This window comes from Paenibacillus sp. FSL L8-0436 (assembly GCF_038593025.1).
Lineage (GTDB): Bacteria > Bacillota > Bacilli > Paenibacillales > Paenibacillaceae > Paenibacillus_AQ.
The window spans coordinates 90,635-115,882 of sequence record NZ_CP151955.1; the positions used below are offsets into that span (position 1 = coordinate 90,635).

27 protein-coding genes, 1 tRNA gene and 2 riboswitches are annotated in these 25,248 nt (G+C 49.9%); of the genes, 15 read left to right on the forward strand and 13 right to left on the reverse strand.

Annotation, left to right across the window (positions count from 1 at the left end; translation table 11 throughout):
- Positions 1 to 7 precede the first annotated feature (7 nt).
- The 8 genes from pdxT to NSS79_RS00450 all read left to right on the forward strand — a co-directional run bounded on the left by pdxT (position 8) and on the right by NSS79_RS00450 (position 5,127).
- Positions 8 to 592 (forward strand): pyridoxal 5'-phosphate synthase glutaminase subunit PdxT, encoded by a 585-nt coding sequence (pdxT, locus tag NSS79_RS00415; RefSeq protein WP_342437873.1) that lies wholly within the window; start codon positions 8 to 10, stop codon positions 590 to 592.
- Between the two features lie 86 nt (positions 593 to 678).
- Positions 679 to 1,965 carry a serine--tRNA ligase gene (serS, locus tag NSS79_RS00420; protein ID WP_342437874.1) on the forward strand — a complete coding sequence of 429 codons (1,287 nt, stop codon included), beginning with the start codon at positions 679 to 681 and terminating at the stop codon, positions 1,963 to 1,965.
- A gap of 67 nt (positions 1,966 to 2,032) precedes the next feature.
- Positions 2,033 to 2,121 (forward strand) — tRNA-Ser (locus NSS79_RS00425).
- A 222-nt stretch (positions 2,122 to 2,343) separates the two neighbouring features.
- Positions 2,344 to 2,682, forward strand: a complete 339-nt coding sequence (locus NSS79_RS00430) for a metalloregulator ArsR/SmtB family transcription factor (protein WP_342437875.1) — start codon at positions 2,344 to 2,346, stop codon at positions 2,680 to 2,682.
- Between the two features lie 81 nt (positions 2,683 to 2,763).
- Entirely contained in the window at positions 2,764 to 3,282 is a 519-nt protein-coding gene (locus tag NSS79_RS00435) for an SRPBCC domain-containing protein (protein WP_342437876.1), read from the forward strand.
- 143 nt (positions 3,283 to 3,425) lie between these two features.
- Positions 3,426 to 3,767: a hypothetical protein gene (locus NSS79_RS00440; protein WP_038584483.1), complete on the forward strand. Its 342-nt coding sequence runs from the start codon at positions 3,426 to 3,428 to the stop codon at positions 3,765 to 3,767.
- Between the two features lie 14 nt (positions 3,768 to 3,781).
- Positions 3,782 to 3,931 (forward strand): small acid-soluble spore protein P, encoded by a 150-nt coding sequence (locus NSS79_RS00445; protein ID WP_038584486.1) that lies wholly within the window; start codon positions 3,782 to 3,784, stop codon positions 3,929 to 3,931.
- Positions 3,932 to 4,035: 104 nt separating this feature from the next.
- The gene (locus NSS79_RS00450; protein ID WP_342437877.1) at positions 4,036 to 5,127 is read left to right on the forward strand and encodes a hypothetical protein; all 1,092 of its coding nucleotides are present in this window, start codon (positions 4,036 to 4,038) and stop codon (positions 5,125 to 5,127) included.
- Between the two features lie 98 nt (positions 5,128 to 5,225).
- Here NSS79_RS00450 and NSS79_RS00455 read toward each other — a convergent pair whose 3' ends face one another.
- Positions 5,226 to 5,795, reverse strand: a complete 570-nt coding sequence (locus NSS79_RS00455) for a GNAT family protein (RefSeq protein ID WP_342437878.1) — start codon at positions 5,793 to 5,795, stop codon at positions 5,226 to 5,228.
- A gap of 30 nt (positions 5,796 to 5,825) precedes the next feature.
- A complete protein-coding gene (gene tadA, locus NSS79_RS00460; protein WP_342437879.1) occupies positions 5,826 to 6,329 on the reverse strand; it encodes a tRNA adenosine(34) deaminase TadA in 504 nt (167 codons plus the stop codon).
- Positions 6,330 to 6,649: 320 nt separating this feature from the next.
- Between tadA and NSS79_RS00465 the strand changes: the two genes are divergently transcribed.
- Both NSS79_RS00465 and rluF read left to right on the forward strand, forming a co-directional pair.
- Positions 6,650 to 8,977 carry an ATP-binding protein gene (locus NSS79_RS00465; RefSeq protein ID WP_342437880.1) on the forward strand — a complete coding sequence of 776 codons (2,328 nt, stop codon included), beginning with the start codon at positions 6,650 to 6,652 and terminating at the stop codon, positions 8,975 to 8,977.
- The gene (gene rluF, locus NSS79_RS00470; protein WP_038584496.1) at positions 8,967 to 9,668 is read left to right on the forward strand and encodes a 23S rRNA pseudouridine(2604) synthase RluF; all 702 of its coding nucleotides are present in this window, start codon (positions 8,967 to 8,969) and stop codon (positions 9,666 to 9,668) included. The genes NSS79_RS00465 and rluF overlap by 11 nt, the downstream gene beginning before the upstream one ends.
- Before the next feature lie 91 nt (positions 9,669 to 9,759).
- Here rluF and motB read toward each other — a convergent pair whose 3' ends face one another.
- Together motB and motA are read right to left on the reverse strand one after the other, a co-directional pair.
- Positions 9,760 to 10,575 carry a flagellar motor protein MotB gene (motB, locus tag NSS79_RS00475; protein WP_341119302.1) on the reverse strand — a complete coding sequence of 272 codons (816 nt, stop codon included), beginning with the start codon at positions 10,573 to 10,575 and terminating at the stop codon, positions 9,760 to 9,762.
- Positions 10,559 to 11,359, reverse strand: a complete 801-nt coding sequence (gene motA, locus NSS79_RS00480) for a flagellar motor stator protein MotA (protein WP_342437881.1) — start codon at positions 11,357 to 11,359, stop codon at positions 10,559 to 10,561. The genes motB and motA overlap by 17 nt, the downstream gene beginning before the upstream one ends.
- 204 nt (positions 11,360 to 11,563) lie before the next feature.
- Here motA and NSS79_RS00485 point away from each other — a divergent pair, with 204 nt between their 5' ends.
- Together NSS79_RS00485 and NSS79_RS00490 are read left to right on the forward strand one after the other, a co-directional pair.
- Complete coding sequence (locus tag NSS79_RS00485; RefSeq protein WP_038584505.1) at positions 11,564 to 11,857, forward strand: hypothetical protein; 294 nt, start codon at positions 11,564 to 11,566, stop codon at positions 11,855 to 11,857.
- 237 nt (positions 11,858 to 12,094) lie between these two features.
- The gene (locus tag NSS79_RS00490; protein ID WP_342437882.1) at positions 12,095 to 12,382 is read left to right on the forward strand and encodes a 4a-hydroxytetrahydrobiopterin dehydratase; all 288 of its coding nucleotides are present in this window, start codon (positions 12,095 to 12,097) and stop codon (positions 12,380 to 12,382) included.
- A 103-nt stretch (positions 12,383 to 12,485) separates the two neighbouring features.
- Here NSS79_RS00490 and NSS79_RS00495 read toward each other — a convergent pair whose 3' ends face one another.
- From NSS79_RS00495 to NSS79_RS00520, 6 genes are all read right to left on the reverse strand, one after another.
- The gene (locus NSS79_RS00495; protein ID WP_038598290.1) at positions 12,486 to 12,842 is read right to left on the reverse strand and encodes a cytochrome c; all 357 of its coding nucleotides are present in this window, start codon (positions 12,840 to 12,842) and stop codon (positions 12,486 to 12,488) included.
- 106 nt (positions 12,843 to 12,948) lie between these two features.
- Positions 12,949 to 13,455 (reverse strand): GNAT family N-acetyltransferase, encoded by a 507-nt coding sequence (locus NSS79_RS00500; protein ID WP_342437883.1) that lies wholly within the window; start codon positions 13,453 to 13,455, stop codon positions 12,949 to 12,951.
- A gap of 262 nt (positions 13,456 to 13,717) precedes the next feature.
- Positions 13,718 to 14,167 carry a C40 family peptidase gene (locus NSS79_RS00505; RefSeq protein WP_156130986.1) on the reverse strand — a complete coding sequence of 150 codons (450 nt, stop codon included), beginning with the start codon at positions 14,165 to 14,167 and terminating at the stop codon, positions 13,718 to 13,720.
- A gap of 47 nt (positions 14,168 to 14,214) precedes the next feature.
- A riboswitch (cyclic di-AMP (ydaO/yuaA leader) is annotated at positions 14,215 to 14,357 on the reverse strand.
- Between the two features lie 385 nt (positions 14,358 to 14,742).
- Complete coding sequence (locus NSS79_RS00510) at positions 14,743 to 15,171, reverse strand: C40 family peptidase (protein WP_342440279.1); 429 nt, start codon at positions 15,169 to 15,171, stop codon at positions 14,743 to 14,745.
- Positions 15,172 to 15,228: 57 nt separating this feature from the next.
- Positions 15,229 to 15,367, reverse strand: a riboswitch (cyclic di-AMP (ydaO/yuaA leader).
- A gap of 223 nt (positions 15,368 to 15,590) precedes the next feature.
- Complete coding sequence (locus tag NSS79_RS00515; protein ID WP_342437884.1) at positions 15,591 to 16,418, reverse strand: hypothetical protein; 828 nt, start codon at positions 16,416 to 16,418, stop codon at positions 15,591 to 15,593.
- A gap of 11 nt (positions 16,419 to 16,429) precedes the next feature.
- Positions 16,430 to 18,457 carry a M1 family metallopeptidase gene (locus NSS79_RS00520; protein WP_342437885.1) on the reverse strand — a complete coding sequence of 676 codons (2,028 nt, stop codon included), beginning with the start codon at positions 18,455 to 18,457 and terminating at the stop codon, positions 16,430 to 16,432.
- 104 nt (positions 18,458 to 18,561) lie between these two features.
- On the opposite strand from NSS79_RS00520, the gene NSS79_RS00525 reads away from it, so the two are divergent.
- The gene (locus NSS79_RS00525) at positions 18,562 to 19,068 is read left to right on the forward strand and encodes a YwhD family protein (RefSeq protein ID WP_342437886.1); all 507 of its coding nucleotides are present in this window, start codon (positions 18,562 to 18,564) and stop codon (positions 19,066 to 19,068) included.
- A 115-nt stretch (positions 19,069 to 19,183) separates the two neighbouring features.
- On the opposite strand, the gene NSS79_RS00530 is transcribed toward NSS79_RS00525, so the two are convergent.
- From NSS79_RS00530 to NSS79_RS00540, 3 genes are all read right to left on the reverse strand, one after another.
- Positions 19,184 to 19,654, reverse strand: a complete 471-nt coding sequence (locus NSS79_RS00530) for an AbrB/MazE/SpoVT family DNA-binding domain-containing protein (protein WP_038584528.1) — start codon at positions 19,652 to 19,654, stop codon at positions 19,184 to 19,186.
- A gap of 217 nt (positions 19,655 to 19,871) precedes the next feature.
- Positions 19,872 to 20,552, reverse strand: coding sequence for a DNA-3-methyladenine glycosylase (locus NSS79_RS00535; protein WP_342437887.1), 681 nt, complete (start codon positions 20,550 to 20,552; stop codon positions 19,872 to 19,874).
- A gap of 103 nt (positions 20,553 to 20,655) precedes the next feature.
- Positions 20,656 to 22,725 (reverse strand): PBP1A family penicillin-binding protein, encoded by a 2,070-nt coding sequence (locus tag NSS79_RS00540; protein ID WP_340895631.1) that lies wholly within the window; start codon positions 22,723 to 22,725, stop codon positions 20,656 to 20,658.
- Positions 22,726 to 22,996: 271 nt separating this feature from the next.
- Between NSS79_RS00540 and NSS79_RS00545 the strand changes: the two genes are divergently transcribed.
- Both NSS79_RS00545 and NSS79_RS00550 read left to right on the forward strand, forming a co-directional pair.
- A complete protein-coding gene (locus tag NSS79_RS00545) occupies positions 22,997 to 24,175 on the forward strand; it encodes a hypothetical protein (protein ID WP_342437888.1) in 1,179 nt (392 codons plus the stop codon).
- 209 nt (positions 24,176 to 24,384) lie between these two features.
- Positions 24,385 to 25,242, forward strand: coding sequence for a carbon-nitrogen hydrolase family protein (locus tag NSS79_RS00550; RefSeq protein ID WP_076114090.1), 858 nt, complete (start codon positions 24,385 to 24,387; stop codon positions 25,240 to 25,242).
- Positions 25,243 to 25,248: the final 6 nt, after the last annotated feature.

The following is a 25,248-nucleotide window of genomic DNA, read 5'->3' on the forward strand; positions in this document are numbered from 1 at the left end:
TGTCCGGATGAAAATAGGAGTGTTGGCGCTTCAAGGCGCCGTAACAGAACATATTGTCAGTATAGAGAAAACCGGGGCTGAGGGCCTGCCCATCAAGCGTGTAGAGCAGCTGGCTGAGGTCCAGGGGCTCATTATACCTGGTGGAGAGAGCACAACGATAGGCAAGCTGATGCGCAAGTATGGTTTCATTGAAGCGATACGCGATTTTGCAGGCTTGGGCAAGCCTATTTTTGGAACATGTGCCGGCATGATTGTACTGGCGAAGAGAATCGCCGGCGGTGAGCCCGGACATCTCGAACTGATGGACATTACCGTTGCCCGGAATGCCTTTGGCCGCCAGCGGGAAAGTTTTGAATGTGATCTGGAGGTTAAAGGGATAAATGAGCCGGTGCGTGCCGTCTTTATCCGCGCTCCTCTTATTAATGAGACGGGTCCGAATGTGGATGTGCTCACGGTTTACAATGAAGAGATTGTAACTGCCCGTGAAGGCAATCTGCTGGTCTCCTCCTTTCATCCGGAACTGACAGAAGATTACCGGCTGCACCAGTATTTTGCCGATATGGTAGAGGCAAGTCTGGCAGCCAAACAATAGAACTGCATATAAGAACATTCTGACTCTTTCAGTGCTGCAAAACAGCAATTTGAAAGGGTTTAGGCTGTTTTCAGGAGGGAAACTTTGTGCTAGATGTGAAAGTATTGCGCAGTGATTACGCAAAGGTAGAAGAGGCGCTTAACAAACGCGGGAAATCGCTCGATTTGATCGCCGGATTTCCGCAGCTGGATTTACGCCGCCGTGAGCTGCTGCAAGAGACAGAGGGTTTGAAGAACCGCCGGAACATTGTTTCCGGTGATGTTGCCAAGAAGAAGAAAAACGGCGAACCGGCTGATGATTTAATTGCAGAGATGCGGACCGTTTCCGACCGCATTAAGGAACTCGATGATGAAGTGCGTGTTCTGGAGACTCAGATTGACGAACTGACGATGAGTATCCCGAACATTCCGCATGAATCTGTACCAGTAGGCAAATCCGAGGAAGAGAATGTTGAGTTGCGCCGCTGGTCGCAGCCAAGAGAATTCGGATTCACACCAAAATCACATTGGGAGCTGGCACAGCAGCTGGATATCATTGATTTTGAAGCTGCTGCTAAGGTAACCGGCTCCAGATTTGTTTTCTATAAGGGACTTGGAGCTCGTCTTGAACGTGCCCTGATTAACTTTATGATGGACCTTCACAGTGGAGAGCATAATTATGAAGAAATGCTGCCGCCGTATATCGTCAACAAGGATAGCTTATATGGTACAGGCCAGCTTCCGAAGTTTGAAGAGGATCTTTTCAAGCTGCGGGATACCGAGTACTACTTAATTCCTACGGCTGAAGTCCCAGTGACGAATTACTATCGTGAGGAGATTTTGACAGCGGCAGACCTACCCAAATATCATGTCGCTTACAGCTCCTGTTTCCGTTCTGAAGCAGGATCGGCAGGACGTGATACCCGCGGACTTATCCGCCAGCACCAGTTCAATAAGGTGGAGCTGGTGAAGCTCACTACCCCCGAGACCTCGTATGAGGAGCTTGAGAAGATGACTGCGGATGCGGAGCGTGTACTGCAGCTTCTGGGGCTGCCATACCGTGTCTTGGGCCTATGCACCGGAGATATGGGCTTTACATCGGCTAAGACTTACGATTTGGAGGTTTGGCTGCCGGAGAGCGGCATGTACCGTGAAATCTCCTCTTGCTCCAATACGGAGGACTTCCAGGCGCGCCGGGCGAATATCCGTTTCCGCAAGGAACCCAAATCCAAGCCGGAGTTTGTTCATACGCTGAATGGCTCTGCACTGGCTGTCGGCCGGACGGTCGCCGCTATTCTGGAGAATTACCAGCAAGAAGATGGCAGCGTCCAGATTCCAGAGGCCCTTCAGCCGTATATGCGTAATGTAAAATGTATTAGTCCTAAAGTTTCTTAATAAAACAGTTGCTTATTGTTTGTATCGTGTGGTATAATTCCTAATGCATGTGAAATTTAGATGCATTGGAGAGGTACCGAAGCGGTCATAACGGGGCGGTCTTGAAAACCGTTAGGGTGCAAGCCCACATGGGTTCGAATCCCATCCTCTCCGCCATTCCTTTTAATTGAATAAATTCACAGATAGAAGTCGCCTTCCTTGGAAGGCGGCTTTTTTGTACAGCAGGTTGAGAAAAATAAGGTGGTGGAATTTAATTTTTTTAAATATTCCTTTACAGGAATATACCCATAATGGTATATTTGTATCGAGCAAGGGAATACAAAAGCCGGACCCTTAATGAAGGGTACGTACCCTCACAGCTAAGAATGGATGATGACTATGAATTCGAATGTCATGAGTGCCTTGGCAGAGCCTAACCGTCTGCAGATTGTTGAGCTTTTGCGCGAACGCCCGCTAACTGTAGGGGAAATCGCTGAAAGGCTGCAGCTGCGCCAGCCTCAAGCATCCAAACATTTGCGTGTTCTAAGTGAGGCTGGCATCGTGGAGGCCCGGGTGGACGCTAACCGCCGGATCTATAGCCTGCTGCAGGAACCTTTTCAGGAGCTGGAGGATTGGCTGAGGAGCTATCGCCACATCTGGGAGGAACGGTTCGACCGGCTGGATGACTATTTACAGAAAGTACAAGGAAAGCAAGCAGTAGAAGAGCAGCAAGATTGAATAAGTGATGATGGCTAAGCTTTGCGAACGCTGTGGTAGAACTGTCTTAACCCACTAGGAAGATCGAGGAGGAATTTAACAATGGCAAATGAAATGGTATCCAAGGTAGAGGATAAGGTACTTATTCTGGAACGTGAGTTCAATGCCCCTCGGGAGCTGGTATTTCAGGCGTTTTCGCAAGCAGAGCATCTGAAGCATTGGTGGGGGCCAAGAGGCTGGACTCTTCCGGTATGCCATATGGATTTCCGCGTGGGCGGCGTCTGGCATTATTGTATGAAGTGCGAGGACAAGAACCAGGGTGATTTCTATGGTATGGAATCATGGGGCAAGGGTGTGTACCGTGAGATCGTTGCACCAGAGAAGATTGTGTATGTAGATTATTTCTCCGATGCGGAGGGCAACTTTGCAGATAATATGCCTGAGACGCTCGTTACCCTAATCTTCGTCGAAACAGAAGATGGGACTAAAGTCATTAATCGCGCGGAATATGCGACAGCAGAAGCATTGCAGCAGGTGCTGGATATGGGTATGCTGCAGGGCATCACGGAGACCTGGAACAGACTGGTTGAGCATTTGGACTCGATCCGGAAGATCGGTTAAAGGATAAAAGTCATGCATATACGAAGGTCATTCCTCTTAGAAGGAGTGATCTTTTTTTATTCTTATTTATGGAACCTGTTCCAGAGGGAATAAAAATCCTCTTTTCTCCGCAATGTATTAAAGAAGGGAGGCTGATAAGAACAATGAACCGACAATTACAACTGGACCAGCAAAGTCTGGTTACCGCATGGCAGGAGCGTCTGCCTGCACTGATGGAAGATGGAGACAGCTTTAGTGTGCAGGGAGATGCAGCTGACCAGAACAGTCTGCTGATTCATTTCAATGCGGCAGGGCGGCAGGATTATTCTCTTGATTTTCGCTGCACTTATGTCGATAGCCGTGAAGTGGCTGTGAATCTGATTGATGCCGAGCAGAGCGGAAGGAATACCGATGAGCGTACCGATGCCGTACAATTACTGGCCCAGCAGTATACAAGACAGATTCATGAATGTGCACAAGCGCTACAAGATTTAACTAATCCATAGGAGGGGAATAAGAAATGAGCAAGCCTAAAAGTATGCCGGTTCCCGGGGTAGACACCAATCATGAGCCTAGAGGAGAACATCATTCTTCAGCGCCCAAGCCGCTTTCCGGCTCCAAAAAGGTCAAACAGGCTAACCATGTAGATCATCATAATCCGCAGGGATAACACCTTCGGAAAAGAAAGGAGAAATGAACTGTTTCCCCTTTTTGCCAAATGGTTTATCATTAGGAAGGGGAAACAATTTTTTTACATGGGAGAGGAGAACAACAATGAACAAAAAATGGGGGTTATCCGCTTCCGCATTGCTGCTTGCAGCTGCAATTATTTTGCCGGGATGCGCGAACAAGCAAGAGGCACCAAAAGAGGCCCTGAAATCGGCCGCCGCTAAAGCGACTGCATTGACTTCATATGAAATGAAGAGCAAGCTAGTCATTAACAACCTGACTGTGGAAGCCGGTGAAGGTACAACGGATGCCACGACAGGTATGGTGCTCAGTATGCTGAAGAACGCTGATATTTCCGTGAATGGGGTATACCAGGCGGATCCGATGCAGACAGAAATGACTATGGTACTGAACCTGAAGGGTGATATGGCGATGTCCTTTAACATCCCTATGGTAATGACCGCAGAGAAGATGTACGTCAAAGTACCGTCGATTCCGTTCTTGCCGCTTCCGGAGACAATTGTAGGGAAGTACGTAGAGCTTGACCTGAAGGAACTGGCAGAGCAGGGCGGCACCGAATGGAGCCCGGCTTCAGTAGACACGCAAAAAATGCAAAAGCTCTCCAATGAAGTGGTAAGCACATTGTTGGCCGAGTATGATGAAGAGAAATATTTTACCGACATCAAACCTAAAGATGCAGCATTGCCGGAGGACGTCAAGGCTAAACAAGTGGTTCAGTTCCAGGTGACCAATGACAATGTCAAAGAAGCACTTACAATCCTCGTGAATAATGCACTGCCGAAGATTATTGATATTGTGGGTAAGGAAGAATACAAAACTATGCTGCAAATTGACGAGGCTGATTTAGCCAAAGCCAAAGAAGAGCTGCAGTCCAGCGAGACCCGTGCTGAGGTCGACAAAGGATTGGCTGATTTGAACAAGTATCTTACGATCAACCAATTCAAACTCGATACCGCTCTCGACAAAGATAGCTTCCCTGTATACCAGAACCTGCTGATGGATATCATCGTTAAAGATCCTGAGCAAGGAACGAACGTCAGCCTGTCATTAACCGGAAGCAACCAATACAGCAAAGTTAATGAGAAGCAGACCTTCACGATTGGCATCCCGCAGGGCGATGATGTAGTTACAATGGAAGAGCTGCAACAGCAGTTCGGTGGAATGGGCACTTATTAATCTAAGCAACATAGAAATCCCGCATGCGTGCGTATTGTTCGCGCTCATGCGGGATTTTTTTGTCCAAATATAAGAATTTATATGCTTCACGCTATAAATTATCCTTCTATTTCTCGCTGAGTATCATCAGCCAGAATAGCGTAGGTGCGGTGGTCCTGCCACTGACCGTTGATTTTAATGAAACGCCGGGCAATTCCTTCTGCCTGAAACCCGTTCTTCTCCAATACACGGCGGGAGCCTTCGTTATGCAGCAGGATGCAAGCCTGTACCCGATGCAGCCCAAGAGCATGGAAGGCATACTCCAGGATTAAGCCTACAGCGGCGCTGGTATACCCTTTTCCTTGTACCTCATGGTCAATAAAATACCCGATATCGGCATATTGTCCGACGCCACGTACCACATTGGAAATGGTAACCTGCCCAATTAATTGTCCGTCCAGCAGGAAGATGCCAAACATATAGGCTCTATCCTGACGGGCATCCTCTAAACGCTGGCCAACGAGCTGCTTCTGGCTTTCAAGGGTAAAATAATCGTCCTCGCGCAGTGGTTCAAACGGCTGATGCTGTACCTTGTTGCGCAGGCGCAGCTGAAGCAGCTCATCTGCATCCTGGAGCTGCAGCAGGGAGAGATAGATACCTTGAGACGTATTATACAGTTTAAGTGACATATAGTCCTCCTTGGTCATTTCTGGGAATAACTATAGCTTGGACGGCTTCTGGCGCAAGCGGCGGAAAAAGGAAGTCAGCAGATCCGCACACTCCTCCTGCAAGATACCTTGAATGACTTCGGTCCGGTGATTGAACCTCGGTTCCTCCAAGAGATTCATGAGGGTGCCTGCACAGCCGGCTTTAGGGTCTGTTGTGCCATATACCGTGAGAGGGACCCTAGATTGAACCATGGCCCCCGCACACATCGGACAGGGCTCAAGGGTAACGTAGAGCCGGCAATCGAGCAGCCTCCAGGAGTTCAAAGCTATACTGGCCTCGCGGATGGCCACCATTTCAGCATGAGCCGTGGAGTCCATTGTGGTCTCACGCAGATTGTAGCCGCGCCCGATGATTTCGCCATGGCGGACAATTACTGCTCCGATGGGTACCTCGCCGAGTGCCTCTGCTTTGCGGGCTTCCGCAATCGCCTCCCGCATCCAATATTCATGAGCCTCCCGCTCTTCGGGCGGCAGTTCATCAAGTAATATATTCAAGTGTATCTTCCCTTCGTATTCTGTACCTTGTGCAACGAACAAATATTCGTTCTGAACAAATTGTGTATAAGTCTGTGGATAACCGCCGACTTATACACAATATTGTACACATCAGAATTTAATAAAATGTTTATATGTGTATAGCCTGTGGATTAACCTTATGTTTTTCTTATCCATTGTAGAGAAACTCCCTATAAAATTCAATGCTTCGCAAAATATGCCCCGTCTCTGAAATGTCTTTTCAAATGGATAGGCAAAAGGTATGATATTCATGAACACTCCGCTAGAATTTACCAGCGGATAAGAGGTGAAAAAGCAGCTTGTCCATAAAAACAAAATTATCGGCTATTATTTTTGGTTCCGTACTGCTGATCTTGGCGCTCAATCTTACACTGAATCTTTACGCGGCCCGGGATAATCTGCGTATTGAAAGTGAAAATAATATGAAGATGACCGCCAAGCAGATTGCCGTTTCAGTCGAACAGAGCAGCTATAGCTCGAACTATGTGCAGTATCAGCTGGCCCAGAACCTGCGGATGGCCGCCATTTTAGCCTCTGAAGAGCTTGACCCGGATATCAAGAACGTGAAGAATGAACAGCTGGTGTACCTGGCGGATAAGCTCGGTGTGTCTAATATTTCACTTCTGGTCAAGACTGATGATGATATAGTGGTTGCCAAATCGTCTGATCCTAATGAGATTGGACTGCCTACCAAAGGAATGGGGTATTGGTACGTCGCATTTCTCGAGCTGTTTGCCGGTCAGAAAGTATCCGTTCAGCAGGGGCAGAGCCTTGAGAATTTCTGGTCCGGACCTTTTGAATATTCGACTTCCAATCCTAAGTTCATTGAAAAGTGGGGATATTATCACGATGCCTCGACTAACTACATCATAGATCCTTACATACGCAGTACAGCAGTGAGTGATTACGTCAAAATTATGAATCCCGACGAGATCGTTCAGCAGTCCAAAGAGGTCAATTCTGGACTTCTGGAGGTCACAGGAATCAATCCCAAAACCTTTGGCTCTGCAAGCATGATGCCTAATGGTGAAGACCGCGTGAATGAGAAGCTGCGCAGCCGTCCTATTAAATTCGGCACCTATATCTTTGGCAATGTGGAGGAGGATAAGTCGGCGATGATGGCAGCCCTCGGCAAAGGGCAGCCGGTCACGCTGGATACGGAGGCTCTTGGCAAAAGAGTGCTCAAAAGCTTCATTCCGATCAAACAGCCGGGTGCAGATGATTATGTCGTCTCAGTAGTCATGGACTATTCGGTCATTTCTTCGGTCATCAAAGACCAATTGTTCAATAATATCACTACTTCAATGTTGCTGCTTATCATTTTTTTCGTGTGCAGCTATGTGCTTGCCGGCGTGGTAACCCGTCCGATTCAGGATATTCTGGCCAAGGTCAATGATGTGGCAAAAGGAAAATTTGAGCCGCCGTTAAAGGTGGACAGCCGCGATGAGCTGGGACAGCTGGCCCACAGGATTAATGCGATGACCTCCCATCTTTCCCAGCATACGAACCGGTTAGGGCAGACGCTGGAAGAGAACCGGGCGGTTAAAGAACATTTGGAATCGGTGATCAACGGTACCTCCGATGCGATTCATACTGTAGATATGGATGGACGGATCATCAGTACGAACAGAGCATTTGAGGATCTGTACGGCTGGAGTGCCGCAGATGCCCTGGTTAAGCCGCCTTATCTGGTGCCGGCTACGGTGCAGAAACAGGAAGAAGAACGGCTGAGGGAGCTGAAGAATGGCGCTGTTCTGCCTCCGGTAGAGACTGTAAGGCTGAAGCGGGACGGCTCGATGGTCGAAGTTAGTGTCAGCACCTCGATCATTCGCGACGAAGAGGGACACCCACAGGCCTTTGTCCACGTATCCCGTGACATGACAGAGCGCAACCGGATCGAAGAGCTGCTGAGACGTTCTGAGAAGCTGACTACGGTGGGACAGCTGGCCGCCGGGGTTGCCCATGAAATCCGTAATCCGCTGACAACGCTACGGGGATTCCTGCAGCTTCAACAAGAAAAGCAGGTACTGGTTCCGCTGCACATTGACTTAATGCTCTCCGAACTGGAACGAATTAATCTTATTGTGAGTGAATTTCTGATTTTGGCCAAGCCGCAGGCAGTTCACTTTCAGCAAAAGGATGTCCGGCACATTCTAAATGATGTAATTTCCCTTCTGAGCAGCCAGGCCCATCTCTTTGGCATAGAGTTTGAGTCACGGTTCGCAGAGCTGCCGGCAACGGTGCATTGCGAGGAGAACCAGCTCAAGCAGGTGTTTATTAATATCGTCAAGAATGCCATTGAAGCCATGCCGGACGGTGGAACCATCACACTGGAGCAGTATATGGATGAAGACTCCGTTGTTATTGTGATCTCTGACGAGGGAGGCGGCATTCCCGATTATATGCTGCCCAAGCTGGGCGAGCCGTTCTATACCAATAAAGAGTCAGGGACGGGACTGGGGCTGATGGTCAGCCAGCGGATTATCCAGGCTCACAAAGGCAGTCTGGAGATCCGCAGTGAATACGGTTGCGGGACGGAGGTTATTATTAAACTGCCCGCACCAGTTGAACCTGCTGCAGAGCAGGGCATGAATAAAGAACGGAGTGAAGACAATCATGAGAATTAATAAATTCATCAGTGAGACAGGCTATTGTTCACGCCGTGAAGCAGACAAGCTGGTGGAAGGCGGCAGGGTTACCATTAACGGTGAGCCGGCCGTACTCGGCAGCCAGGCCGTTCCGGGCGATGAAGTACGGATTGATGGCAAGCCGCTGGAAACGGGAAGCCAGATCGTCTACATTGCGCTTAATAAGCCGGTGGGCATCACATCGACCACGGAAAGCCACATTCAGGGGAATATTGTTGACTTTGTCGGACATCAGGAGCGCATCTTTCCGATCGGCCGGTTGGACAAGGACTCAGAGGGGTTAATTCTGCTTACCAATGATGGAGACATCGTTAACAAGATATTGCGGGCCGAAGGCAAGCATGAGAAGGAATACGTAGTCACTGTAGACCGGCCTGTCACGCCTTCCTTCATTTCCGGGATGTCGAGTGGAGTCAAGATCCTGGGCGGCAGAACGCTGCCCTGTGAAGTGACAAGAATGACAGAGCGGGTATTCCGCATTATCCTGACTGAAGGCAAGAACCGGCAAATACGCCGCATGTGCAGCGCCTTTGGTTATGAGGTCAGAAAGCTGCAGCGCATCCGGGTCATGAATATCCGCCTTGGGACGCTGCAAACCGGGGAGTGGCGTGAGCTGTCGCCTCAGGAGAAGCAAGAGCTGGGGGAAATGCTTAACTATGAGCTGCAGTAGCCAGTAAGAAAGTGCTGCCGAAGAAAGCAAAGAGCTGTTCCAGAAGATCTCTCGCGGGATCTTTGGAACAGCTCTTTTATCTGAGTGCCTATTATTGGTTAGGGAGGGTAACGCCCTTTGGTTCAGTAACTTCTTGATATTTGCGCAGGATAGAAACTTCTACGCGGCGGTTCTTGGCCCGTCCGGCAGTTGTGTCATTTGGGGCGATTGGATGGTATTCCCCGTATCCGATAGGACTGAATTTAACGGGATTCAGATTCGGATTCAGCAGCAGAATTTTCATGAAATGTAGTGCACGGTCTACGCTGAGGTCCCAGTTAGATGAGTAGCTGCTATTGGAAATCGGAATATTATCCGTATGCCCTTGTACAAGGACGTCATAATCAGGAAATTGCTGCAGCATGTTCGAGATTGATTTGGCAAGCTGCCGGGAATCATCCTTTACGTCAGCCTGTCCTGAAGCAAACAGGGCGTTGTCGCTGATGGTAATCATCAATTGCGATTGATTCAGCTTGGTGCTGAGCAAATCGGTCAGCCCGTTCTTTTCAATATATTGATCAAACTGCTTTTTTAGTTTCTCCAGATCCTCTTGCTCTTTCGCCCGCAGCTTGGCCATGTCGGATTCGCCAGTATTCTTATCAATAACACTGTTCATTTTATCTTGTTTACCCTGATCAAGCTGGGTATTTGTCGGGGCATCGGAACGATATTCCAGAACACCGCCACCACCGCTGAGCGCAGAGCTGAAGGCGTCAGCCATGTCTTCAAATTTCTTGGCGTCTGTAGCACTCATGGCATACATAACGAGGAACAGCGCCACCAGAAGCGTCATCAGGTCGGAATAGGGTAATAGCCAGGATTCATCGGCATGCTCTTCGTGTTCTTCATGTCTAGTCTTTTTGCTCATTTGAGCCGCCTCCCTTTTCGATTAGCTTGACGCGTTCAGAAGGTGTTAGGAAGACGGAAAGCTTCTGATTGATAGCGATTGTCGATACTCCGGATTGAATAGACAGCAGACCCTCTACCATCATCAGCCGGATTTCAATTTCACGCTTGGAAATTCTTTTGAGCTTGTTGGACATAGGATGCCACATTACATAACCGGTGAAAATACCGAGCAATGTAGCAATAAAGGCTCCGGCAATTGCGTGCGCCAGAACGTCCATATCACTCATATCCGCCAGAGCGGCAATCAGCCCGATAACGGCACCCAATACCCCTAGGGTAGGAGCGTACATCCCCGCTTGTGAGAAGATCAGGGCTCCCGCTTTATGTCGATCTTCTGTAGCATGAATATCTTCCATTAACACATCGCGGACAAATTCCTGGTCGTTGCCGTCGATAATCATCCGCATACCGTTACGGAGGAAGTTATCTTCGATCTCATCGACCTTGGACTCCAGCGCCAACAGACCTTCGCGCCGGGTAATGGAAGCCCATTCCATGAACATTGTAATCAATTCAGCTTTGCTGACCATCTTCTTCTTAATAAAGAGGATCTTGAACAGCTTGGGTACATTCTTGACCTCCGATATGGGAAAGGCCACAAAGATTGAGGCAGTCGTACCAAGAAAGATAATGACATAAGCTGCCGGATTTTCCAAGCTGGTAAGCGGGGCATGCTTGAGCATCATTCCCCAGACAACTGCGATGAGACCAAATACTAAGCCTAGTAATGTTGAAATTTCCATTTATGCACCTCGTCCATGAGAATTAAGAAGTGATCCGTTCAGACCGCATATTTCATCCTTGAACAGCGGCGGGACACCCTGCACGTAACCAAATCACGTATATTCTTATTTATCGACAGCATTCCGTTTTTTGTGAAGTCATTTTTTCGGCTATAATGATAAGGTAAGTTATTATTCATCTGTGAAGAAAACGGAGTGATACACGTGGGTGTGAAACATGGAAGAGATTACAGCGAGATTCTTAGTGATTTGACAGAAGCAGTCGGACGTATTTCTGATGGGTATGTGTTTTTTGAGATGGAGCCGGATGAATGGCAGGAACTGCCGCAGGAATCCAAGCTGGAGGTATGGGAAGCGCTCGCAGAGGATCTGTTCTACGCGCTGGGCAACGAGCCTGTTATCCAGGTAGGCAGTGGTGTGGTTATCTATGACAAGGAGACGCACCGTATCAATATTTTGCTGGGTGAAGAGGATTTGGCCTCGGTTGTACTCGTTTAGAGCAGCAGAACAGCAGAGTAACGGGAGGAGGGTTTGCCCCCTGTCTGCGGCCCGTGGTAAAATTGTAGATGCCGAGTACTATTTGCCGGGATCTTAGAATACATTAAACCGAAAAAAAAAGCCTCCATCCTGGCGCATCCCTTGGACTTTACCGAAGCTGAGGGATGTTTTGTTTAAAGGATATGGGGAGCTGGGCTGTACGGACTTTACGGCTAACTTAGTAAGGGAGGAAACAAATTGCATTTTACGGAGGAAGAGCTGCGTGAGCAGGTAAGTAAGCTGGAGGGCTGGAAGCTGGAGCCGAATATGATGGTGCGCAAATATATGTTTAGTGAATATATGAAGGGTATCGCCTTTGTGGATGAGGTGGCCGCGATTTCGGAAGCCTTCGATCATCATCCGCATATTACAATTGATTACAAAACGGTAATTCTGCGCTTGTCCGCAAAAGAAGAGAGCGGGCTTGCCGCGCTAGAGTTCCGCCAGGCGCATGAATTTAACGAAGCTTTCGATAAAACGCGTTAGGCGCAGGAGAAACCGACCTATCATAGGAATGGATATAAAAATGCCCGTGCAAGGATGCTCTGAATATCCTTTGTACGGGCATTCTGTATTTTTAAGGTCAGGTTTATTTCTTCTCTGCAAGCCACATGGCGACATTCGCAATCTCTTCGGGAGCAAGCTTATCCTTGAAAGACGGCATTTGGCCGCGTCCCTTCGTAACAATGGTGTAGATTTCTTCTGCGTTATGCTGGCCGCCTTCCTGCTGCAGACTAGGGCCTAGACCGCCCTGTAGCTGATCACCGTGGCAGGTAATGCAGCTTGCCTGTACAATCGCTTCGGCGCTTGCGGCATCCAGTGTGACTTGCGGCATCGTCGGGTTATTTTCTTCGGCGACCTCTGCTTTGCCGGGTAATGTGAACAAGAGCACTACCGCAAAGGCACAGGCTGCGAAAAACAAACCGCCCATGATCCATTTCTGCATCTTCATCCGTCCCCTCCATGTAAGCTGCTTCCTACATTATATAGGATGGTGAAGCGTTATCATAGCATTTGTGTCAAAAAAGTGGACGATTTCAATACTAAAATTTTCAATTTAATGGATCGTTATGTTGTTTATCATAGACCATGCAATAAAATGGCTTATTTCCGGTTGGAGTAAGGCGTTCATAAGTATCCGTGATCGTGAAGCCGCATTTTTGGTAGGTTCGGATCGCCCGCTGGTTCCAGGTCAATACTTCCAAATCAATCTCCCGCTCGGGATAACGCTTCAGCGCGGCCTGAACGATGGCTTCCATGAAAATGTGGCCAAGACCGTGTCCGCAAAGTTCGGGGCGCATTCCAATACCCAGCCTGACGACACCCTCCATCGGAAACAACTGCGCAAAGCCGCAAAGGATGCCTTGCTCGTTGACCACGGAAACATACTGGTCTCTGCGTAGCTCTGGATCGCCAAATTCAATGCCAAGCGCCTCCATTTGGGACCAAGGCATCCATTCGTAAATATTATAAGGCGCTTTGTAATTCCATGCGGCGATGTCTTCGGCATGGCTGATCTCCATGGGGACTACATGGAATGTAACGGGGGAGCTAATCATAAGGCCACCGGCCTCCTTTCATGGGGAGCAACAGCACTGGCTATACCTAATTATATCCATAACTGGCCTGATTCGACTCAGAAATTTTCTGAAAGGCGGAAACTTGACAAAGTGGTAAAAATATTTTATAAAATGGAGGAAATTTGGGGAGATTTATGTTTTGCGGATATTGGGAGGGGTAAGTAATTTTATAGACAAAAAAAACAGGCCCCCCCTCCAGATTTCGGCAAAAATCATGGAAGAGTGCCCGTTTTACGACAACTTATTGTACGTCATCATTGTCTTGGGAATCAGAAGTAACGGATTGGTAAGCATCTGTACTCATGATCCGTTTGGCGCCAACATAGCGGTTGACGTAGTAGCTGTCACTCATCGTGCTGATGGTTACACCACGGGAGGATGAAGCATGTGCGAATTTGCCCTCACCGACATAAATGCCGACGTGGGAAACACCTTTACCGCTTGTATTATAAAATACAAGATCTCCCGCTCTCAGATCATCCCGGGAAATGGCAGTACCCATTTGGTATTGGGAACCGGATTGGTGTGGCAGATTGATACCGATCTTATCAAAAACGTACATTGTAAATCCGGAGCAATCAAAGCCGTTGGTCGATACACCGCCGGATACGTATTTACTTCCGATGGTCTTGTCGATGACTTTATCCATTTTGGAATCCGCGAAAGCGCTTCCTGCTCCGATGGTAAGCATAATGGAAAAGCTTAGTACTGCTGCTGCTAACTTCTTCTTCAAAAGTGAATACCCCTTCCAAATGCCTACGAGGTTAGCTTAAGGGTTCGGTTGAAGGTCCCCTATGACCCCTCTGTGAATAGGAGGTCAATTCACCCAAAATCGGTTCCCCCGTTTCCCTAATGGTTAGGGAACTCGGCATGACTGTTGATTAGGATTAGCTTGTTAACCAATACATGACAAAACCTTTGTAAAACCCGATTCAATAATTACAAAAATGTTACTAAAAACTCACTGCGATAATTGTAACAAAGACTTCGCCAGTTGGCAATCACTTAAAACATATTAATGCATAATATTTACGCTTTTTAAGAGTTATCTTTGCTAAAAAGGTCTTATATTTACGCGCTGAGTAAGCTTTAACTTAGATTTGTTGGGATTTTTAGTAAAAAGGTGTTTCACAGACCTCAAATACGTGTAAAAGGTAGAATAAGGAAGACAAAAAGGAAAAACCCGGAAATGATTACGGCAATAATCAGTTTCCGGATTTCTATAAGTTACAATTATTTATTAGAGGATGGAATTCCTGAGGGATGTCAATCGTAAGCGATAGCTTTGTAAGCTGTTGTGCTCATTACTCGTTTGGCTCCAACGTAGCGGTTGGCCCAGTAGGATTGACTCATTGAACTGATAGTTACACCACGGGATGAAGAAGATTGGGCGAATTTTCCGTTGCCGACATAAATGCCGACATGGGAGACTCCATTGCCAAGGGTATTGAAGAATACCAGATCGCCTGAACGGAGGTTACTCCGTGATACGGCGGTTCCAACGCTGAATTGTGCTTTGGAAGTGCGGGGCAAGGTAAGGCCAACGTTCTTAAATACATATTTGGTGAATCCAGAACAATCAAAGCCGGCAGTGCTTATGCCCCCGGTTTTATATGACGTTCCGAGTGTTTTTGTAATAACCGTATCCATTCTGGAGTCGGCGAAAGCGCTCCCTGCTCCAAGCGTGAACACCATCACCAGCCCTAATGCTGCTGCGGTGCATTTCTTCTTAAAATTATGACTTTTCAAAAGATGTACTCCTTCCAAGGCCTGCGAGGTTAGCTTAAGGATTCGGTAGAAGGTTCCCCTATGACCCCTCTAAAGCGAGATCAATTCACCCAAAATATGGTTCCCCCACTTCCCGGTGCCGGGAATTTGGCGTTTTATGCACCGAAACAGTGACGTATCGACAAGGTTAAATGTTTAAAGGCACATTCATTTACTTCAAATTAGTTTCAAAAGATTACAAAGTTGTTACTACTGGTACAGGCATCATTGTACCAGAGGATTTACAGTTTTGCAAATACCCTAAATCACGTTGTAACCAAAAGAAGAGTCCCGCCCTTTATCTGGGGCAGTGACTCTTCTATTATGCCAAGGGACTGGCGTAATTATTATGGAAATGTTTTGCTGCACCAAAGGTGATACTGCCCCGCTATGCTCCACATTTTGAACAGCGTTGAGGGAAGCGGTGAAAATTGCCGGAACAGCAGTGCGGGCAGGCCTGGACAGAAAAGTGCGGTCACTCCGGAGAGCAGCAGCAGAAGCAGGCCGCAGGCGCCGAACAGTGCAGATATACAGGTGGAAGGGAGGATTACCCTCAGGCCAACCAGCAAGGAAGAGAACATGCCTGTTCCTCCGGTGAAGCCAAACTGCATGTACAGCAGCAGAATGCGGATCAGGTAGAAGTACAGGAGCCAGGCCAGAACATAAGGAACCAGTCTCAGCAGCAGGGTATAATCGAGAATACCGCTGAGGAGAAGCCCGTACATTTTGGGGAGAAGCCAATACAGCGGTGCTGCGGCCAGAAGCCATTCCGCTAGACTGAACAGCAGTACGGGGAGTCCGTAAAGCTTCATTCCGGGAAAAAAGAACATTCCCCGCTCCCCTTTGCGCTCCTGGTGCAGCTCATGCAGCAGCCCTGCACGGATAAAGGGGGAGCATAGCAGCCGTAGCGCTGAGAGGGCCAGCAGCAACCAGAGCCAGCGCAGCACCCCGGGGTCTGTGCCGAGTGCAGTCTGTCCTTCGATGTAATACAGCAATCTGCCTACTCCGCTGCCGCCGGCGTGTGTATCGGGATAACGGAGCAGCAACGGGATGAGGGCTGACCTGACGAATCTGTACAGGAAATAGCCCCAAAGCAGCCGATAGATAAAAAGCAGAATCAGAATATAAAATTGCTCTTTCATGCTGTACCAGCCGCGGGTTATCGATCTTTTCACAATCCTTCACCTCACCAGACAAGAGTTCCGAGCAGGGTTTCAAGCAGCTTCGTTGCGCTAAGCGTCCAGCGGGAGAGCGTCTTTCGCTCCAGCTCCGCCAGTCTAAAATTGTTGATATGCTTACTCTCCAGCAGAATGGAGTGCTCCGGATCAATCTCTGCGGACAAAAGAGGCGCTTTGTAGGCTAGCTGAAAGGTGGTTTCCTTCTCTTTCCCATTCCAAAACTGCTGGACGGTATAGCCATCCAGGAAGGTGAACTTTATGGGGACGTCACCATACTGATTTCCTTTATTGCTGACCGCTACTGAGCTTTCGTAACGGGCATTGTCATCACCGCCCTCTTTTTTAGGGTCAGAGATTTTAATATGATCAATCGAAAAATCCGGAGAACCGCCGCTGTATACATATTGGTCGAAGTAGGCTTGCCAGGATTTTTTGGTCACCTTCTCCACGATTTTCTGGAAGTCAGCGGTAGAAGGATGCCGGAAGCGGAACTTACGGGTATAGGCCGCCATTAGGGTATCCATCGTCTTGGTTCCGACCTGCTGTTCGATATCCTTCAGCACCAGCTTGCCGCGGATGTACACATTTCGGGCATAGGAATCGGCAGGAGTGTATTTCCAGGTTTCCAGGTCAAGCGGCTGGGAGGATGTCACCAGGCTGGCCTGCAGGACATGATTGGATGATACCCCATACTCCTGCTCCATCAGCCTGTCTTCGGCGTAGGAAGTGAAGCTTTCGTCCAGCCAGGCCTCCTCGAATTCATTGCTGGCTAACATCCCGTAGAAATATTGATGGCCGATCTCATGAATGACCGTGCGCTCCAGAGAGGTCCCCGGAGAAGCCTCGGCTGCGCCAAAAGCAGTAACCAGCGTGGGATATTCCATCCCGCCGGCGCCATTGCCCTCTTTGGGAGGTACGACGATGGATAATGTAGAGTAAGGATAAGGTCCGTACCATTTGCTGAAGTTGGTCAGGGCGGCCTTCGCTGCCTGGAAATAACGCTCCTGCAGATGTTTATGCAGCGGGTCCAGATAAAGCTTGATTCTCACGCCCGGTACATGGTCTGTAGAGAAGGCCTCCTCGGCTACCACAAAGTCCGGGGAAGCGGCCCAGGCGAAGTCATGCACATCATCCGCATAAAATTGGTACACCTTCTGATCCTGCTTCAGCTTGGCGCTCTTGACCGGGAACCCGCTTGCGCCAACGATATAATTAGGGGGGACGGAGATGGTTACATTGTAGATACCGAAATCGCTGTAAAATTCGGATGTTCCGTGATATTGGTGCAGATTCCAGCCTTCCTCTTGTACACCCCGGGTACCGGCAGGTTCATAGACGCTCAGTTTGGGAAACCATTGCCCGGCCATCACGAAATTGCCGGCGGAACCCATGCGGGCGAATATTTTGGGCAGCTTAACTTCAAACTGGACCTTAAGCGTTACGCTTTCCCCTCCGTTAACCGGCTGCGGGAGATGCACCTTTACGAGTGTCTTGTCATTGACATTGCCATCATCAGGCTGCACGTATTGCAGCCGCTGCATAAGCGATACTCCCTCCGTAGTCCGGAGATCGGTCAGGGTCATGCTGCCAAATCCGTTCGCTGGCATGGCATCACCCCGGAGTTCGCCTCCAGATTCTTTCATAAACGTAGTATCTTCAGAAGCAAATGCGTTTGGATAAAGATGAAAGTAGAGTTCTTGTACCGGTTTTAGGCCCGGGTGAGTCCAGGTCACCGTCTCTGAGGCTCTTAGAGAGGTGGTGTCCGGCAGCAGCTGCACGTCGATATGATACTCTACTACCCGCTGGCTTAACGCTTTCGAGACCGGAAGGGGAGTGCTCTCGGGAAGAACGGGCTGCACAGCTTTGGGCTTAGGCAGGGCAGCGGGGGACTTGGCCTCTTTTTGAACAGCAGCAGTTAGAACGGCAGAGCTGTGCTCTGCACCATACCCTGAAAGGACCCCTATTCCCCCTCCCAGCAGAGTGAGGGCGGACAGGGCCGCAGAGACGATAATGTACCTTAATGACAGTGGCTTCATACTGTGATTCCTCCCGTGACAAGCATCTACGGGATGTATATGTTTGCATTCGCCGCATTATTAGCTAAAATTAAATTATTAGTGAAAGGAAAGGATGTGCACTTGTGGATAACATACAACCGGAGGGCAAGAAACAGATTGCCTTAAATATTGTGAATGCCAAGAGCAAACATAAAGGCTTCGGCGCAGGCTCCATTGATTTGAACAATGTATCGCCCGTTATTATTGACGGCGGTGAAGCAGTTATCGATATCGGTGCCATGCATGCCAAGAGTAAGGTAGAGAAGGGGATTAAGTTCTCCATGAACCGCGAGGATGTGCCGGCGGGCAGACAGGTCTGGGTTGTCTGGGTAGCTGTAGACCGTACGGCGGAGGGCCAGTTCTACGGGGGAATTACCGCTTGCGAGATGTGGATTGATACAGAAGCACGGCGCGGCTGGAAAATTCTTGCCGATCATGTGAACAAGCTGGATGCTGCTCTGAAGCGGAAGATCATTCTGGAGGGGCTCGGTACAGTGGAGAGAGCGGCGCTTAAATCACTGCTGATTTCTCATAATGAAGCTTGGTGGAATGCCTCTCCGGAAGAGCTGAAAGCGCCACTGTCGGAATAGGAGATGTCCCCCGCAACATACTTTGTTTCAAGCTAAAAGGCTTGGCCCTCCCGAAACGGGAAAGGCCAAGCCTTTTGAATGCTCATGAGGGATGAATCAAGATGTTTGTGTTCATTTATCTGCCTGCTGCATTGATCTTGCGCTTTAGCTGGCTGACTCTGGCCTGGCTGATGCCAAGAACCTCGGCAAGCTCCTTCTGGTTGGCATACGGATGGTCCGCGATGGCCTTCTCGAGACGCTGGCTCATTTCCTCTGTCTTTGTTCTCCGGCCGCCACGCAGTAATGCAGTGTTGTCTTCAACAGGACTTACCGGTTGCTCTGCCGCATCGGAAACAAGCCCGGGATCCCCCAGCTCTTTGAGGCAGCTGTTGCAAATAAACTGATCTTTAAAGTAAGTTACATGATCAAGACTTCTGCAAAAAGTGCATTCTGTAGAGGTGTACTTTCTGAGCACAATAATCTCTTCATTCAGAATGAAAAACTCGATAGGATCTCCAATGTCAATATTACGTGTCATGCGGATTTCTACGGGAACCACAATTCTACCAAGACTGTCTAAACTCCGGATCATGCCTGTATCTTTCATCTCATGTCCCTCATTTGCATCTTTATATTTTTGTGTGGATATCTATGATTATAACAGTAATTGTAAGTTAAGAGAACGGGGGAAGCGCATACATTTATAGGAATTTGGCGAATAAAGAGATGAAAAGCCTCTGCCTGCGGAGGTCCGCTAGCAGAGGCTGATTAGGGTTCATTATTTTTTACCCAATTCCGGGTTACCGAAACAGGCAGGGAGATCTTTAAACTCTGAAAGAGCTGGCCTGCTTATCATTTACCGAAACGTAAGGATTGTTCCTGAGATAGAAACGCCAGGGCAGCTCCGCATATTCTTCAGCATAGGGAATATTGATGCGGGGAGCCTGTACAATATCAAGAGTTTCGGGGCTTGCGCCCTGCTCCAGCCAGAGCGGCCCGCCCGGTACGTCCAGGCGGATTTCATTCAGGCTTTTGTCGATCCGCAGCGCCCGGCAGAGCTTGCCTGGCCCGCCCGACAGGTCGGCTGGCTTCTTGACGGTTATGCCCCGGTAAGATACCATCCGCTCCGCATCGGCGGGAGTGAGCGGCTCCACCGCGCGGATCAATACCGCATGCGGATCATCTTGCGCGGCGGTAACCACATTGAGGCAGTGGTACATACCATATATGAGATATACATAGGCGGTGCCTCCGGAGCTGAACATCACTTCGGTTCTGGCGGTGCGGCGCCCGCCATAAGCATGGCTGCCTTTGTCTTCGGCGCCTCCGTAGCTTTCCGTTTCCACGATGCGGCAGCGTATGTCCCCGTCTTCCGTGCGCCGCACCAGATGCTGGCCAAGAAGAAGCGGCGCGGCCCTAAGCGCTGTATGCGCATAGATCTCCGGGGACAGAAGTGGAGAAGAAGGGAACGCTTCCCTGCCGCTGGCAGCGTTATTCGCATTCATAGATTGTTGGCACCTCTCCCTGGCGAAGCAGGGCTTAAAGCCTGTGCTTCTGCCGTTCATTGGTCCCATCGTAGCGCAGACGGGGCAATGGCTGCAACAAGGATCAGTTCATCCACCAGCGTTTAATGTCGCTCCACAAGGAATGTTCATCCTTGGCAGGCACTGCGTTGTCCTTTGATCCGCCGGATGGAGCGGTGTCTTCGCCTGCACCATGCTGGTCACAATATTCTGTAGGTTCTGTACCGCTGATGAAGGTTTCCAGCTCCTTCTCGGGGCAGGCGGCTGTGGCCAGCTTGCCGGATTGCGGGTTAATGTACACGCTGACTACGCCGTCGGGAATCGGAAAAGTTTTTGGCGGGACGTTTGCCAGCGCTTTTTCCGTGAACTCCGCAAAAATTGGCGCAGCCCGCCTTCCGTCAGACGTGGCGATTTCACGTCCTTTATCATAGCCCACCCAGACTGCGGTAGACAGCTCGGGGGTGAAGCCGACCATCCAGCCGTCGGTATCAGTGGTGCCGGTCTTGCCGGCCACGGGACGTTTGATAACGGAGGCAACACGATTTCCCGTTCCGCCGCTCTCAAATACACCTTCCATCAGACGGGTCAGCACATAGGCAGCTGCCGGCTCAACAACCTTTTGCCCCTGGCCCTGCGGAGCCTCATAGAGCAGATTGCCTTTGGAGTCGGTAATCTTGAGGATAGCCGTCACAGGCAGCTTAACCCCTCCGCCGCCAATCACCGCGAAGGCTGAGGCCATCTCCAGCGGACTGACCGGCGAGGTGCCGAGCGCTAGTGAGGGCACGCTTTGCAGCGGGCTATCGATACCCATATTAGCGGCCATTTCGGCGACTTTATCCGCCCCTACCTTCATAATGGTATTCACGGCATAAATGTTGTCAGAGGCAGCAATTGCCTGACGCATATTGATCTCTCCAAGATATTTGTCGCCAAAGTTACGGGGCTGATAGGTTTTGCGGTTATTGTCGTAATGGAACAGCGTCGGCTGGCTGTTAAAGACAGACAGTCCGGTCATCGTCTTGGACGAGAGTGCGGTCAAATACATAATTGGCTTAAAGGAAGATCCCGGCTGGCGCGTTGTGGCCAAGGCATGGTTGAACGGGTTGGTGCGGTAATTTGTGCCTCCGACCATCGCTTTGATATAACCGGTGCGGGGGTCGATGGAGACAAGGGCGGTCTCCAGCTCACTGCTGCCGTCCATTCCTTTATCGACAGCATCCTCTGCCGCCTGCTGCATATCGGAATCAAGGGTGGTATAGACTTTCAGCCCGCCCTGGTCCAGCTCATCGCTGCTGATATGGAGGGTGTCGATGACAAGACTGCGCACATAATCGCGAAAATAAGGTGCGGCTACAGTGGTGTCCTTCTGACCCTGAGGTTTGAATTTCAAGCCTTCCCGGGCTGCCGTCTGGGCTTCCGCATCGGTAATATCGCCTAAATTGGCCATCGCGGACAAAATGATGCCCTGCCGCTTCTTGGCATTCTCCATATGCGTATACGGCGAATAGTAGGTCGGGCCTTTGGGAATCCCGGCAAGCATGGCGCTCTCGGCCAGATCCAAATCCGCCGCAGCTTTGCCGAAATACATTCGTGCAGCCGCTTCAATGCCGTAGGCTCCATGTCCGTAATAGATTTCATTTAAATACATGTTCAGGATTTCGTCTTTACTAAACTTCATCTCAAGCTGCATCGTATATAAAGCTTCCTTCGCCTTACGGGTCCAGGTCTTCTCATGGGTCAGGTAAAGATTGCGCGCAAGCTGCTGGGTCAGGGTGCTGGCCCCCTGCGTGCGTTTGCCCGCCTCCAGATTGACGAGTACAGCCCGGGCCATACCTTTTAGATCAAAGCCGGAGTGGTCGTAGAACTTACGGTCCTCCACGGCCAGTGTTGCCTGTATGAGCAGCGGAGAAATCTCTTCCAGCTTTACAGGGTCCCGGCTGCGCCCATCGTTGGTGAAGGTGGCCAGCACATTGCCCCGGGAATCGAGCAGCTTGGAGCGGATATCATCTCCGATCGGAGGAAGGTCTTTCTGATATAGATAGCCGATCAATGCCCCGGAAGCGAGCAGCAACAGTACGGTCATGACGGCCAGCAGCCGGAACAGCCCGCGGAAGCGGTGTTTCTTTGCCTTGGGTTTATCAGAATCGCGCGGCATGGCATCAGGCTCCTTCTTTATAAATATCTAAATTATAGGAAGCGACAGCTGTATTCTTTTTTCCTCATTAATTTTCATTATGGGGAAGGATGGGATCAGATATTCAGAAGACCTGTACTTTGCCTCAAAAGAGACAAGAGGGGGCCGTTTGAAGAACGGTGACCAAATTGTCTTCTTTTTGTGATTTTCTCTGGTGGATCGAGCAGCGGCGGGGGAGTATAACAGAGTAGTGTTTACTGAAATGGGTATATATCTTACAGGAGGTGTTCTCATGAATTGGACCCATAAAATACACCACACGGCTTTAACGCTCCTCTCGGCGGGCCTTTTGGCGGTTTCCGGCTGGGGAGCATCCGCTTCACCGGCGCAGGCAGCGTCAGCACCGGCACCTGCCTGCGGCAGCGGCGATCACGGGTTATTGCAGGAACTGCAGGCGAAACTGAGCAGCACCCAAAGCGCACCGCCCAGCTTTAACGATCTCCAGTTTCTGAGCGCAGATACAGGCCGGGCGGCAGGAAACGGCTTTATGATCGGTACGTCGGATGGCGGCTGTCACTTTCAGGAGATCTACAAGGGACAATGGAACTTCCGCCAAATGGATTTCCCGGACAACGTCAAAGGTTGGGCGCTGGCATCAGTTCAAGATGGATCAGCGGTCTATCTGATTACAACCTCTGACGGAGGCTCTACCTGGAAGAGACTTTCGGACAAGGCGGTAACTTTTGAGCGAATCGATTTTACAGACAGGATGCACGGCTTTGGGTACAACCGGACTTCTACCTACTACACTGCGGACGGCGGCCTTAGCTGGAGCAAGATCTCAACACCGGCCAACACGAGCGGTGCAGAGTTCAGCAGCCGCAGTAACGGTTGGGCAGTTGTAACTGCACCGGGTTCCGGCTACCGGATCATGAAGACTACGGATGGCGGCTCCACTTGGAAGCTTAGCCTGAAGTCCGCTTTTGACTATCCTGAATCAGGACGAATCTATGCGAAGGGTGATCAAGTATACGTCTTGCTATACGGGGGGAGCGGTATGTCGCAGACCTCTTATTCACTGTATGCCAGCGGTAATAAGGGCAACAGCTGGCGCAGAGTAATTGCCGAGGATTCGGCTGGGGGCGGACCTGCGCCGGGCAGCGGCGCCGAGCCGCTCAAGACTGGACCTGCTTCCGGCAAACCGGGCAACATGCAGCTGATCGGCAACAGCACCGCTTTTCTGTTCGGCTTCTCTCCGGCGGGAGAGAAGGTAGCCGTTGGCAGGACCTATAACAGCGGCAAGCAGTGGTCAAATCAGCCGGCCATTCCTGGAGTTGACGGAATGATATCCTTTACCGGCAGCAAAGCGGGCTGGATGGCCATGAAAGGCGTCAATAGTTCCTCCCTGTACGCTACGGAAGACGGCGGTACCACCTGGAAGCTGAAATTGACTTTTAAAGGAACAGAATAATTATCCGGCAGGGGACCGCATGGTCCTGCACGGATGGCGGCTCCTCTGGGGCCGCTTTTTGCATTGCGGACATCTAGTTACTACCCCGGGAAAGTGTGTTTTTTTCGCCGGTATGGTAAAATTTTATGTACTTTCTAAGGAAGGCGCCCGGCGTGTGAAAGGGTTGCTTATCCAAACAATCTTGAATAACCATTAGGAGGACTTCCAATATGGCTTTTCGCGTATCTGCTGTGCAATACCATCTGCATACGATCTCTTCATTTGAGGAGTTTTCCGCTCAATGCGAGCACTACCTAAAGACAGCGGAGGAGTATAGCGCCGACTTCATCCTGTTTCCCGAATTTTTGACGACGCAGCTAATGTCCATAGGTGATGAACAGGGTAAGGCCCTGGGAATTAACGACCTGCCGCAGTTTACCGGCCGCTACCGGGAAATGTTCTCTGGTTATGCCCGGAAGTACGGTGTACATATTATTGGCGGAACCCACGTACTGCGCAGAAATGGCAAGCTGTACAATGTGGCGCATCTCTTTTATCCGGACGGAAGAATTGCCGAGCAGGCCAAGCTGCACATTACACCTGCGGAAGTCGAAGGCTGGAATATGGGGGCGGGAGAAGGGCTGGAGGTATTCCAGACCGATAAAGGCACCATCGCTATGCTGACCTGCTATGACATTGAATTTCCGGAAATTGTGCGCATGGCCAGAGCCAAAGGTGCAGACGTGATTTTCTGTCCATCCTGTACGGATGACCGCCATGGATTCCACCGGGTAAGATATACGAGCCACGCCCGCGCGATTGAGAATCAGATCTATGTGGTGCTGACAGGGACCGTAGGCTCCTTGCCGACTGTCGACCTGATGCGCGCCAATTTCGGCCAGGCAGCGGTCATTACGCCGAATGATATTCCTTTTCCGCCGCAAGGTCTGCTTGCCGAAGGTGAAATTAATGACGATATGATCATTACCGCCGATCTGGATCTGGAGCTGCTGTACAGTGTGCGCGAGAAAGGTTCTGTAACGACGTGGCGGGACCGCAGGACAGATCTCTACACAGATTGGAAGTAAGGAGTG

Excerpts from the sequence above, each read along its gene's own strand:
- pdxT (WP_342437873.1), top strand. The coding sequence starts at position 8 with ATGAAAATAGGAGTGTTGGCGCTTCAAGGCGCCGTAACAGAACATATT.
- NSS79_RS00430 (WP_342437875.1), top strand. The coding sequence starts at position 2,344 with ATGAATTCGAATGTCATGAGTGCCTTGGCAGAGCCTAACCGTCTGCAG.
- NSS79_RS00435 (WP_342437876.1), top strand. The coding sequence starts at position 2,764 with ATGGCAAATGAAATGGTATCCAAGGTAGAGGATAAGGTACTTATTCTG.
- NSS79_RS00440 (WP_038584483.1), top strand. The coding sequence starts at position 3,426 with ATGAACCGACAATTACAACTGGACCAGCAAAGTCTGGTTACCGCATGG.
- NSS79_RS00445 (WP_038584486.1), top strand. The coding sequence starts at position 3,782 with ATGAGCAAGCCTAAAAGTATGCCGGTTCCCGGGGTAGACACCAATCAT.
- NSS79_RS00450 (WP_342437877.1), top strand. The coding sequence starts at position 4,036 with ATGAACAAAAAATGGGGGTTATCCGCTTCCGCATTGCTGCTTGCAGCT.
- NSS79_RS00455 (WP_342437878.1), bottom strand. The coding sequence starts at position 5,795 with ATGTCACTTAAACTGTATAATACGTCTCAAGGTATCTATCTCTCCCTG.
- rluF (WP_038584496.1), top strand. The coding sequence starts at position 8,967 with ATGAGAATTAATAAATTCATCAGTGAGACAGGCTATTGTTCACGCCGT.
- motB (WP_341119302.1), bottom strand. The coding sequence starts at position 10,575 with ATGAGCAAAAAGACTAGACATGAAGAACACGAAGAGCATGCCGATGAA.
- motA (WP_342437881.1), bottom strand. The coding sequence starts at position 11,359 with ATGGAAATTTCAACATTACTAGGCTTAGTATTTGGTCTCATCGCAGTT.
- NSS79_RS00495 (WP_038598290.1), bottom strand. The coding sequence starts at position 12,842 with ATGCAGAAATGGATCATGGGCGGTTTGTTTTTCGCAGCCTGTGCCTTT.
- NSS79_RS00500 (WP_342437883.1), bottom strand. The coding sequence starts at position 13,455 with ATGATTAGCTCCCCCGTTACATTCCATGTAGTCCCCATGGAGATCAGC.
- NSS79_RS00505 (WP_156130986.1), bottom strand. The coding sequence starts at position 14,167 with ATGCTTACCATCGGAGCAGGAAGCGCTTTCGCGGATTCCAAAATGGAT.
- NSS79_RS00510 (WP_342440279.1), bottom strand. The coding sequence starts at position 15,171 with ATGGTGTTCACGCTTGGAGCAGGGAGCGCTTTCGCCGACTCCAGAATG.
- NSS79_RS00520 (WP_342437885.1), bottom strand. The coding sequence starts at position 18,457 with ATGAAGCCACTGTCATTAAGGTACATTATCGTCTCTGCGGCCCTGTCC.
- NSS79_RS00530 (WP_038584528.1), bottom strand. The coding sequence starts at position 19,654 with ATGAAAGATACAGGCATGATCCGGAGTTTAGACAGTCTTGGTAGAATT.
- NSS79_RS00535 (WP_342437887.1), bottom strand. The coding sequence starts at position 20,552 with ATGAATGCGAATAACGCTGCCAGCGGCAGGGAAGCGTTCCCTTCTTCT.
- NSS79_RS00540 (WP_340895631.1), bottom strand. The coding sequence starts at position 22,725 with ATGCCGCGCGATTCTGATAAACCCAAGGCAAAGAAACACCGCTTCCGC.
- NSS79_RS00545 (WP_342437888.1), top strand. The coding sequence starts at position 22,997 with ATGAATTGGACCCATAAAATACACCACACGGCTTTAACGCTCCTCTCG.
- NSS79_RS00550 (WP_076114090.1), top strand. The coding sequence starts at position 24,385 with ATGGCTTTTCGCGTATCTGCTGTGCAATACCATCTGCATACGATCTCT.